We start from the raw sequence: 11,580 nt of genomic DNA on the forward strand, positions 1-11,580 counted from the left end.
AAAAAATTTAAATCAATAATAAAAATCTGACTTTACTTAGTTATTAATAGCTAGAGATGACTAATCAGCTCAATTCTATTACCGAACGGGTCATAAACATGAAACCGGTTAAATCCTTCAATGGGTACATCATCCTGACATGTGTACCCAGCATCAGTACACAATTTTCGTAGCTGATTCAGGTTATCAACCAGAAAAGCCGGGTGTGCTTTAGCTCCGGGATAAAAATCTTCCTGTACCCCTAAATGAACCTGAACTTCACCGCTGATAAACCAACAACCGCCGCGTTTAGCAAGATTTGCCGGCTTTTGTATCTCAGTTAATCCGAGAATATCGATATAAAATTTACGGGCTGTATCTTCTTCTCCTTTAGGCATCGCGAGCTGAACATGATCTATCTTTAATAAAGTCATGATAAGTTCTCCTGAAAGGTAGCGGGTATAGACCAATAGATTTAAAATTGCCTCGTGACGGCAAATACGCCAATTAAGAGTAAAAATAATTTTATGCCTATAAAAACAATAATAAAATAACACTATTATTTTTATATTTCATTGTTTTTATATTAATTAATAGCTGTCTTGATTTTCATTTCAAATTAACATTATTCGCCATAATAAAATAAACAGGGATACATTTTAACCTAAAATGCAACTAATAAATTGAATTCTGAATTCATAAATATATTAAATAAACATGGAAATATACTGGGGATTGCTATTGGAATCATACCGATGGATTTTCCCAATTTAACAGGTAATGTTATTGGTATGATAATCGATAGTAATTTTAAAAAAACATGAATAGTATTAATAAATTGAAATTCAATGACGCCAGTATATTACTTACTGGCGTTTATTATTATCAGATTTTTAGTTGTAAGATCAGTATGAGTTAAATAAATTATAAACGTAAAACATCAACAGCCTCTAATCTTCAGTTCCCATTCTTAACTATTTAAAATGACACCATATCTGCCGGATTAAATGTACTCATTACTCCCAGAGCACCCTTAATCAATGGAATAACCACCGGGGAGAAATAGGAACCCAGTGGAATGCTGGTGTGATCAATGCTGGTTAGCATGTTAAAATCCCGATTGCGGCCAGTGAAATCGTCACTGATTGCTTTACCAATGCGTACCGTCTGTGCTACACCATGACCACTCCAGCCATGTACCATATATACAGGGGTGTTATCATCGCTTTTACGGGCATCAGCCGCACCATTCAGGGTCAGGTCACTGATCCCGCCCCAGGAATATTCCAGCTCCGGTTTCTCCAGCTGCGGAAACACAGTTCTGATACGATCGAGCAAATAGTTGTTTACATCACGGGATGACCAGGAGTTACCCGTGCCCTGCCCGCCAAACAGCAAGCGGTTGTTGCGCACCGAACGATAATAATCTATCTGTAACTGTGTATCATAAACAGGGAGATCTGATGGGAGTAATTCTTTGATAGGCATCGGCAACGGAGAAGTGACCGCCACATAGGTGAAAAAAGGCACAGTAGTAGAAGAACCGGAGATAAACTCTCCCGTAGAGGCATGAACCCCAAGCACCACGGCTTTACTCGCCCTGATAGTTCCCTGACTGGTTTCAATAACCGCACCACGCTCTTCCTGCCTGATACCGGTCACTTTTGTGTTGTCATATATTCGTCCACCAAGCCCGGCAAAACCGTATGCCAAGCCTCGTAATAACGCGAGGGGCTGAACCTGTCCGCTGATACTGTCGATATTGGCACCATGATAAATATCCGAACGCACATACTCTTCTTGTAGTTCGAATGGGCCAATAACCTTCACCATTTTATCGCCCAATCGACGACGTGCATCGGCATTAGCCACTAATGGCCCCATATGACCCGGATGGATCGCCGCCGTGATATGGCCATATTTACGGTCACATTCAAAACCGTAACGTGAACGAAGTTCATCCACGAGATCCATTGCTTCAACCGATGTAAATTGCCATAAACGTCTGGCTTCTTCAGGTGAAAATTTTTCCAGTATAGTTTCAGCTGACCAGCGGGCAATGCCGGGAGTCATCTGCCCCCCGTTACGTCCGGAAGCGCCTGAACCAATATTATCTTTTTCAACCAGAATGACATCCACACCAGCCTCAGCCAGATGTAACGCCGTGGAAGCACCCAGCAATCCGCCACCAATAACAACAACCTCACAGCTTTGATCACCGGGAAGGCTGCCAAAAGCTGGCCAGTCAGCCAGAGAAGCCTCATAGTAGTTAGCTGGCATGTCGATAGCAGCTATGTCTCTGTGCCAGTTCCAGATGCGGGGATCCAGCCCCAGACGGCTAGGCCTGGCCTGTGCATCCTGTAATAGCTTTGGCCGGAGTTGTTCAATACCGGCGGCCAGAGTACCAACTTTGGTTAATTCTCCGGCAAGTAAAGACGTCGAGGGAAATAGGGAAGAAAGCACGCCCGCACCTGCAAGCGTTGCTGCATTAGAAATAAAATCTCTTCTGTTCATTGTCATTTTAGCGCTCCTGTATGACCTGAAATCACCCGTTAACCTGATCCGGGGTATTTTCTTGTGAGTGAATCCAGCTCTCTGAGCCGTATTTATTGCTACCCGCCGATCCTTTCAAAGTGGCGAGAATCAATAAAATAACAGTGCCAACAAACGGGATAAGATGTAAAAGTAGCCACCAGCCACTACAGTTGATATCGTGCAATCGACGTGCACCTACTGCCAGCGCTGGCAAAAATGTGAGTAGTAGATAAATGGCGCTGAACCAGCCCATATAGATTTCGGGATTAGCAACAGCAAATAATCTTTCCAGATAAGAAATGATAAGAATTGCCAGAATCTGAAACAAAATGAAATACCAAAACTCCTTACGCTGTGCTCTCCCTCTGAAGCAGGCATAATTCTTTAATACGTTTAAATACCAATGCATTATTCTCCTCTCTTATAAATCTTCTGGTTCCACCTGACCTCCATGTATGTTTATGTTTTTGCAATTTACTATGTTGTTCCCACGCCGGGCGATTACACGAAATTAGATTTCTGCCCGAATGATATTTCAGTATCCATATTTTCTTTATATTCAGGCAGATAATGTAATTCGGGTAATCATCTTCTGTGCCATCCGGTAACAGGTAAGACTGTTTCCCTTATACAACGCGGTCAATATTGTACACTAAATGGCAATAATTTCATTGAAAACAATTTCTTTGCGTTACAAAAGTACTATTAAAGGCACTCATCCAGCCTGAATTGTGAGTCTCCGCTTGTGTAGCAGGGGTTCGGTTCGGGTAATCCGCTCGAGCAGGATATATACACTTCGTCTTTCAAGTTGCCTCTTTGTTGTCTGCTCCCGCTCATCCCAGTCACCGTTTTTATAAACATACGGTTTCTATGCTTCCGGGGATTACTGAGAGGCTCCTTCCTCTCAACGTTCAGCAAGTCAGGCTGAGAATAACGCTAAAAAATGCCGTAACGATGTAATGCTTGCTCATCCTCCGGTACCGGAGTGATAGCATCCCAAAGTTCAGCGACTTTACCATTCTCAACGCGCCACAATTCAAAGTAGCTATGACGTTCTCCGGCGATACTTCCTTCCGAATGAGTCAGAACAAACTGACCGTCAGCAACGGTGCGGTGGATTTTTGTATAATGCAGCCCTTTTCCTTCATCTTTCAGTTGCTGAAGAAATGCAATAACCGCTGCCGCACCATCAGATATATCCGGGCTATGCTGACGGAACGCCTCACCATTGGTGTAGGTGATAAATTCACCATAGTCTCCTTCAATCAGAGCACGTCTGAAGAAATTCACCACCAGCTTACGATTTTTTTCCCTGTCATGGTTGTCGCCCGCGTCAGTCGGGCCATCTAACTGAGTCCGACCGCTGGCATTAGGTGCAGCCTGTGGCACTAAACCGTCCCAGTGTTCCACGATCAAACCATCAACAACCCGATACAAATCGAAGCCAACCAACGGCTGAGTATCTAATCCCGTAAAACGGCCGTGAATAGCAACCAGATCACCATCCTGTAATACGCGGTAGGCTTCATGGTGAAGCTCAGGATGTGTCTGAACCAGTTCACGCAGGCCGGCAAGCCCATCTCTGACCAGCGGGGAATGTTCGATGAAATTCGGCGAAAAATAACGTTCAAGTGCTCCTACATCACGGTCAGTAAACAGTTCGCGGTGAGCACGTGCTACTACATCGCGTGAAGCTATAACCTGATTGATAGCCTGATTCATTATGGATACTCCCGCATTAGTCGTTAGAACTCATCACGTGTTTGATACGCGTATATTCATCGAAACTATAAGCCGACAGATCTTTACCGTATCCGGAGTGCTTAAAACCGCCGTGTGGAGCTTCTGCCGCAAGAGGAATATGGGCGTTGATCCAGACCGTGCCAAAATCAAGCTCACGGGACAGGCGCAATGTTCGAGCATGGTCACGGGTCCAGACACTGGAGGCTAACCCGTATTTCACGTCGTTGGCTTTCTCAATCGCTTCTTCTTCTGTTTTGAATTTCTGTACCGTGATAACCGGACCAAAAATTTCGGTCTGAATCATTTCATCGTGCTGCTCCAGACCGGTGATTACCGTAGGTTCAAAGTAATATCCCGGACGTTCAGCCTGACGCCCGCCTGTTTCGATACGAGCATAAGCAGGCCGACGTGCAATAAATCCCTTAACCTGTTCCAGCTGGCGAATATTGTTAAGTGGCCCATATAGCGCTTCTTCATCTTCAGGATCGCCAAATCGGGTTGCTTTAGCTACCGCGACTAATTTCGTCACGAAGGTATCGTAAACAGATTCATGCACCAGCACACGCGAAGCGGCTGTGCAGTCCTGACCGGCGTTGAAGTACCCCGCAATAGCAATGGTTTCCACCACTTTGTCCATATCCGCATCGGCAAAAACAATGACCGGAGCTTTACCGCCTAATTCCAGATGTGATCGGGTGAGATTGGCTGCTGCCGAAGAAGCGACCTGCAAACCAGCCCGCACAGAGCCAGTGATGGAAACCATAGCCGGGGTTTTGTGTGAAACAACCAGAGCGCCTGCGCTGGCATTACCTAGTACTACGTTGAACGTACCGGCAGGAAAGAACGGTGCAGCCAGTTCAGCCAGCAATAAAGTGCTCTCCGGCGTAGTATCACTCGGCTTAAGTACAATAGTATTGCCAGCGGCCAGAGCAGGTGCAATCTTCCATGCTGCCATCATTAATGGGTAATTCCATGGAGTAACCTGCCCCACTACACCCAGCGGCTCGCGTCGGATACTACTGGTCATACCGGAAAGATATTCCGCTGTTGCCTTACCTTCCAAAAAGCGGGCTGCACCAGCGAAAAAACGGATATGATCAGCCGAAGTTGCCACTTCCTCAGAAGCAATCAGATGTTTGAGCTGCCCGGTATTACGGCTTTGCACCTCGACCAGACGTTCAGCGTTTTTTTCTACCGAGTCAGCCAATGCTAAAAGCGCCTTCTGGCGCTCAGAAGGGGTACTCCGGCCCCATACTTTAAATGCCGCTTTAGCAGATGCATAAGCATTATTAACATCTTCAGCATTCGCATTAGGAGAACGTGCATAAGATTTACCCGTGACCGGGCTGATCAAATCAAAATATTCAGAGCCTTTAGATTCAATATACTGTCCATTAATAAAATGCCTGAGAGTGGCTATCGACATGCTTATCTCCTGATAGGGTTAATGTATAAAATATAACCTATGAATTAATATATTTAATGGTTATGCCACAGTCAAATATGTATAAAAAATGTAAAAACATGTGAACCATTAGATACATACGTGTAACTTTCAGGCATTTCCGGCAGGAAAATTATGCAAATCTGTGAGAAGGATCGAAGATTTTAGGCATGCTGAGGCTGGTGAGTCTATGGTGGGTGTAGCTGAACCAATAATTGGGCACAGCTTAAAAGTCGTGGTGAGACACTTAAATAACTTTAATTATCGATTGTTTTTTGAGCTACGTTTGTTCGTGGGACTTCTTTATACTAACGGAAATAGGTAAATAACCTATTTGCTATTATTCATTGTCATTTCAGTTCTCTATTAGTGATGAAGTAATAAGAATTCTTATTTTAAATATTTTCATCAAAAAAGGGGGCGATATGAACGTCTTATTTAATATAAATTTTGATGGACTTATCTTTGATAAGCCAACTCTGACCAACCTATTTGATCGGAGAACATCAAAATGCACCCTACTTACTATCTGAATGCCCGTGTAAAGGGCAAAATTCACGCTGCAAGACTAATCATGCAGCCTGAACAAACTCGTCAGATGAGTTGCCATGCTGGAACTTATGTTCCTGGTTGTATTTCTACGGGCTACCAGCCGCTCGTCGCAGATAAAACACTCTCTTGCCAGCTCCGAATATTTATTCTTACCTTTTTTATTCCAAGAATACAGGAGGCTTATTATCATGAATAATCATGAAGTTATTATGAGCCATGCTCCTATAAACCCTCAATTATATCCCTGGATAGTTCGAATAATCATCAGATATACAGAAGAGGAATCCCATCAAAGAGTCCGTGGAGTGGCAACCGGTATAGCCATCAGTCCCCATATAGTTTTGACAGCTTTACATGTATACCCAGATAACGACGATCCTAATGAAGATCTGTCCATTAGAATATATTGGCGTCGAAATTATCTTGGAAGACCAGCTAATCCTGACTACGGTATCAGTATCGAGTATGACAATTTTATAGAGGAAGGGAGGGACGGTGATATCATAGCACTACGCTTAAGTACCCCCCTTCACTTAACGTCATATGCACCGTTAGGTCTATTCTATCGGCTGCCTATCTCCCCTGATGGTAACATTGCACCAGTTGAAATCATGGGGTTTGGCTTTGGGGCCGGCTCAGGTGATCGACGCGCGAATACTGTGATTCCACCCGATACCTTTCACGGGTTCCGGGCTACTCTGGACAGAGTCCAACCTAATGTGCTTAGAGGAGGACGTGAAGTGTGGGCAGCCTTCGGGCCTGGAACGGGATCATCTACGTATGGAGACTCGGGTGGACCTATAATGTTTAATGATCCGCAACGAGGCCCTGTAGTTATTGGGCTCATCTCTGGGGGAGAGCCGCCAGGATCGAGCACACCGACACACATCTACTTTACTCCTTTAGAAGATAACATTGCTCTTATTGAATATCTTCAGTTGGAATCAGTATCGATAGGATACGCAATAATAATCGCCACTTTTTTCCTTAGCTGGAGGAGAGCTCACTTTCGATATGGAGGAGGGTCTGGAGGAAGCGGAAGATCCAGCATAGCCGATAGCTCAATATCAAATCCTGATTTATCCGGTTGGCGTGTGTTCTGGCAGGAGGTGAAGGACGGGACATCATGGTCGAGTGCGAAATACAAGGATATCCTTGATCCTCAGGCAGAAAAAGCGGAACTAAAAGTAGAACAGGGTGCATTATGGCGGGCAACGGTGTTGCCGTTGATTGGAGACCCACCCCAATTAGTGGGCAAGAATCACTTTCCAGCGGCTAACCTGCCGAGCAGTCTTGTAGGCTCGATTACAGATAAGTACACAATGCCCACTAACCTGAAAGTGATTGCTGCCAACAACGCAGGAAAAAACTCTGTTCACGCATCCTGGGATGAAGCTCTGGCGGCGTCGGGCATACCGGCAGCAGGGTATCGCGTATTCTTTCAGGGGAAAACGGCAAGCGGTGCGTGGTCATCGTGGTCACACTTGCCGGATACGGACAAGCGCGAAGCCATGTTTCAGGTGACCAGTGCCACGGATATAGGCCCGTGGCGAGTCGTCGTGTTACCACTGTATACATTACCCAACGTCACTGCTGTCGTGGGCGCCGATGAACACGGCAATCCGTTTGCAGCAGATGCAGACACACGCGGTGTGCAGATCGATAAACCAATACTATTCAGCCAGTTCCCAAAACCAGAAGAAACGCTCTATATCACCACTGGGACTATAGGTTCGGGCTCGGTGATAGCATTATTCAACCATGTGAACCCCGAAGAGAAGGAAGGTTCCCTGCAATGGGAGTGGGCGGATAGCGCGGACGGGACGTTTATACCCGGTGGCCGGTGGGTAGGAATGTCAGGGCAAAACAGTGTGCAGATGGTGTTCGGAACAAAGGATGATCCAGCAACCGAAAACAACTCAGGATGGTACCGCCTGCGGGCAACCAATAACCTGGGTGAAAACATAAGTCAGCCAGTACATGTGGTCATCAGCGAGCAGGTGTTACCACAATTGCTGGATCAGACGCCAGTCTCCTATGGAGAAGCGGTGGGGTATACCAACAGTGCCGGGGATGCGGAAATCGAGGTGTTATTTACCGCTTATCCGGCCCCGACCAATGCACAGGTAATGTGGGAAAAATTAGACCCGGCAACTCAAAAATACACTCCGAACATTAGCGACCGCTTATTCTCATTACCGCTTCAATCATACGGAAAAGAGAAAGAACATAAGTACATTGCCACTCTGGTCTTCGGGCAGGAAAAAACCTACCCGACTGAAGAGGATTCAGGCTGGTATATCGCTCATATCAAGACCACATTCGCCGACAAAAGTGAGCACGAAACCTATTCGCTTCCCGTCTTCGTCAGTATCGGCGCATCTGTCAACTGAGCTATGAAAACGAAGGAGTAAAACAATGAATAAAAATCGGACAATAGGAGTAAAAAACTCCGCAATACGAGACAACATGTCGACACTACTGCGAATTCTGGCAGGCGGGTTGATGGCCATAGTTCTGGGCTTCGGGTTGAATGCTACGCCTGCACATGCAGCCGGAACTTGGACGATGTTTATGACAAACTTTTCCGATAAGACTATCACTCTCCATCCTAGCAATTCTACGTGTATGTATAGTACAGGCGGAGAGCAGACGGTTCTGCCCAACGGGACAAATACCTTCACGTTTGAGGACTCGAACTCATTTTTTGGTGGTTGTTCATTGAGAGAAAAGTATATCGATTGGGAGGTAACGATCGAAGGCTTACCGGCGCCTACCGGATCCGGTCGCTTTAGTCTGCGCTGGGACCATGTGTATTACTGGTCTGGCGCAGAATGGCGTACACAGATAACAAGCCCTGATTCATCCTTAGGTATACCGGTAACGGGAGCGAATTGCACCGAAATGGAGGGATTCCCCGAACCTGAGTATAGTTGTTTGAATGTTTGGCAAAAGGCACCGAATAACGATGGAGGTAAAATTTGGCTCTACTTCAACTTCGTACATATCAACCAGCAAGGTGAAAACGCGACTTATATGTATGAAGACGAGGCAAAATTCAGCGGTATTGGCGACATCAGAAATACCATTACTTTACATCAAGGATCTCCTCATGGAAATCCACTCCCCGGCTGCGAGAACATATCCGTCAGTCAAAAGCAGGGGGGATACAATGGTAATTGGTCTTGCACTTCGAGTTCCCTTCCGTACGGCATAACTCAGATTGTTGCCGTTCAGAATGATGGTATCTCTTCGCACTCTTCAACACCATACACTATCCTTGCGGAGCTAAAGGTGCATTCCCCCAGAGATAACGAAATTATCTTCAAAACCCTTGGCCCCTATGAGATTAGAGGCCGGGCGACTCCCGGTGCGAAAATCGACGTGACACCTCGCGAGGGAGGAACTCCGGCAGGAGCATCCCCCTTTAGCTGCTCGGCAACTGCCGATGAATCGGGCGGTTGGTATTGCAAAAAGAAATTTCCCGCGCTCATTGATGGCACCTATCAGTGGGACGTCACACAAACTTTCAATGGGTATGGCAGTCAAATCAATACAAATACAGGATATTATCACCTGACTGTCGGAGAGCTTAAGGTTTCGATTGATCCGATTGGGGTAGATGGAGTTGTGCCTGACTGGGGTGAGTTCTTGCAGATCCATGGACTGGGAACCCCTCGCGATACCGTACACCTTCTTGTACAGAAGGACGGAGATTCTAAGACGATACTAAAATCTCACAACTGCAGAGAAAACTCAGCTCCCGATCAACCTGATATGCACCCCATTTCTGACACGAGTACCTGGGGATGCAACTATCCCATTCCCGAGGTAGGAACTACCTGGGACGTCACTGCTACACAATATCGCCCCCACGGAGAGGAAGTGCAGGAACCCGCAAAAACGTCTTTCAGCGTCAAAAATGCGGCTCCTCTATTAGTGCATAAACAAAAAGACTCAAACGACCGGAACGATAAGATAACCCTCTCTGGAACAGCAACTCCGGGTGCTACCGTCAAAGTTACCACTAAACAAGGGCCTCAGTGCCTGGTTAATGTGACAACAAACTCTTCAGGATTGCACATCCCTACGCCTTGGTCATGCACATTGGACAACGTTAATGCTGGAGGATTAGATTTCACGGCTGTCCAGATATACGGTTCTATCATCAGTGCTCCGATTACTGGTTCAACAAATGACCTATAATGTAGCGCCATTTTAGTGAACACAGAGATAGGCATAGTTACCGGCTGACTTCATCGTCAGCCGGTAACTTTCTTTACTGGAGCACACGATGATAATGATGAAACATGAAAGATCATTTTTAAAATGGAAGGGCGACTTTTAAAAAGAGTTGCGAGCCTGCCGGGCGATTAGTCACGATCAGGTCTTTTTGCCATTTCAGGGCCACCAGCAAACCTTTATCATTAGCGTAACGGACGGAAGGCCCCAAACCAAATGCGCTCGCTTTACCCTGTGCTGAATTGGGTCCGCTGTCATTTGTGACCTGCTGGAATGCATAACCACCAACCCCAGCGACCAAACCATTACCGAATCCCCAGCCCAGTGCATAATCTATATGAAAAGCCCGACCGGATGTTGTATTGGTCTTTTTATTTTTCAGATTAAAGTCATACATCACTTTTAAGTCAGTATTGTAACCGTAAGCCGGAAAGTAGCTTATCGCCCAGACAGGCTGAAATGCCCAGTGATTTTTCCCCGGGCTGGAAGGATCATGGCGATTATAGCTGCCTGTTGGTGCACTGATATCAAGACCGATAACATAACCTAAATCCGGAGCCGGATGATACCCAAGAGCCGGGCCAAAAGTGATATCCCCAATCCCTTTACTGTCGCTGCGTTTACCCCCTGCTTCTGCTGTCACACTCAGTAAAGGTACAATAGTATGATAGGCCAGTTGCCCTCCCATAATTTGTTGATCTGTGACCAGAACTAACCGGGGAGCAAGAACATTCACATTAACTTTAAATCCAGGCACAGGAAGCCGAGAACCGTTATTTCCCCTGAGTTGGTTATAGTGAATATTGCCACCATAAAGCAGTACATGGACTCCCGGTGGCGGCAAAACGCCTGACAGGTAATTATCTAACCCATCCGGATAGATACCAACACCGCCACCTTCTGTCGCCATAACAGAATGGCTTACAACTGAAGCACTCATAACGGAAATACTAAGTAGTGATAAAACGGTAAGCTGAGTCGCTCTCCGATACTTTATTATTCCAATGTTTATCAGTTTTGCTTTTATTGCCGTGTATATTTTTATCATGACGGATCCTCCGGTATGGGAAGTGAACAGATATCGT

At 45.8% G+C, this 11,580-nt stretch carries 9 protein-coding genes; 3 read left to right on the forward strand and 6 right to left on the reverse strand.

Features of this window, described 5'->3' with window-relative positions; all coding sequences use genetic code 11:
- Positions 1-50: 50 nt before the first annotated feature.
- The 5 genes from Xsto_RS08755 to Xsto_RS08775 all read right to left on the reverse strand — a co-directional run bounded on the left by Xsto_RS08755 (position 51) and on the right by Xsto_RS08775 (position 5,677).
- Positions 51-413, reverse strand: coding sequence for a VOC family protein (locus Xsto_RS08755; protein ID WP_099124797.1), 363 nt, complete (start codon positions 411-413; stop codon positions 51-53).
- Positions 414-957: 544 nt separating this feature from the next.
- On the reverse strand, positions 958-2,499 hold the full coding sequence (locus Xsto_RS08760) for an NAD(P)/FAD-dependent oxidoreductase (protein ID WP_099124798.1): 1,542 nt from the start codon (positions 2,497-2,499) through the stop codon (positions 958-960).
- 25 nt (positions 2,500-2,524) lie between these two features.
- Positions 2,525-2,923 carry a DUF805 domain-containing protein gene (locus Xsto_RS08765; protein WP_099124799.1) on the reverse strand — a complete coding sequence of 133 codons (399 nt, stop codon included), beginning with the start codon at positions 2,921-2,923 and terminating at the stop codon, positions 2,525-2,527.
- 527 nt (positions 2,924-3,450) lie between these two features.
- Positions 3,451-4,236 (reverse strand): nuclear transport factor 2 family protein, encoded by a 786-nt coding sequence (locus Xsto_RS08770; protein WP_244590362.1) that lies wholly within the window; start codon positions 4,234-4,236, stop codon positions 3,451-3,453.
- 16 nt (positions 4,237-4,252) lie between these two features.
- On the reverse strand, positions 4,253-5,677 hold the full coding sequence (locus Xsto_RS08775; RefSeq protein ID WP_211284302.1) for a gamma-aminobutyraldehyde dehydrogenase: 1,425 nt from the start codon (positions 5,675-5,677) through the stop codon (positions 4,253-4,255).
- 535 nt (positions 5,678-6,212) lie between these two features.
- Here Xsto_RS08775 and Xsto_RS21390 point away from each other — a divergent pair.
- The 3 genes from Xsto_RS21390 to Xsto_RS08785 are packed head-to-tail and all read left to right on the forward strand — an operon-like array spanning position 6,213 to position 10,459.
- Positions 6,213-6,449 (forward strand): hypothetical protein, encoded by a 237-nt coding sequence (locus tag Xsto_RS21390; protein WP_169926613.1) that lies wholly within the window; start codon positions 6,213-6,215, stop codon positions 6,447-6,449.
- 13 nt (positions 6,450-6,462) lie between these two features.
- Entirely contained in the window at positions 6,463-8,646 is a 2,184-nt protein-coding gene (locus tag Xsto_RS08780; RefSeq protein WP_241538008.1) for a trypsin-like serine protease, read from the forward strand.
- A gap of 25 nt (positions 8,647-8,671) precedes the next feature.
- Positions 8,672-10,459, forward strand: a complete 1,788-nt coding sequence (locus Xsto_RS08785) for a hypothetical protein (protein WP_099111424.1) — start codon at positions 8,672-8,674, stop codon at positions 10,457-10,459.
- A gap of 118 nt (positions 10,460-10,577) precedes the next feature.
- Here Xsto_RS08785 and Xsto_RS08790 read toward each other — a convergent pair whose 3' ends face one another.
- Positions 10,578-11,543, reverse strand: a complete 966-nt coding sequence (locus tag Xsto_RS08790) for a SphA family protein (RefSeq protein ID WP_244590363.1) — start codon at positions 11,541-11,543, stop codon at positions 10,578-10,580.
- Between the last annotated feature and the right edge of the window lie 37 nt (positions 11,544-11,580).

It is taken from the genome of Xenorhabdus stockiae (assembly GCF_002632825.1).
GTDB lineage: Bacteria > Pseudomonadota > Gammaproteobacteria > Enterobacterales > Enterobacteriaceae > Xenorhabdus > Xenorhabdus stockiae.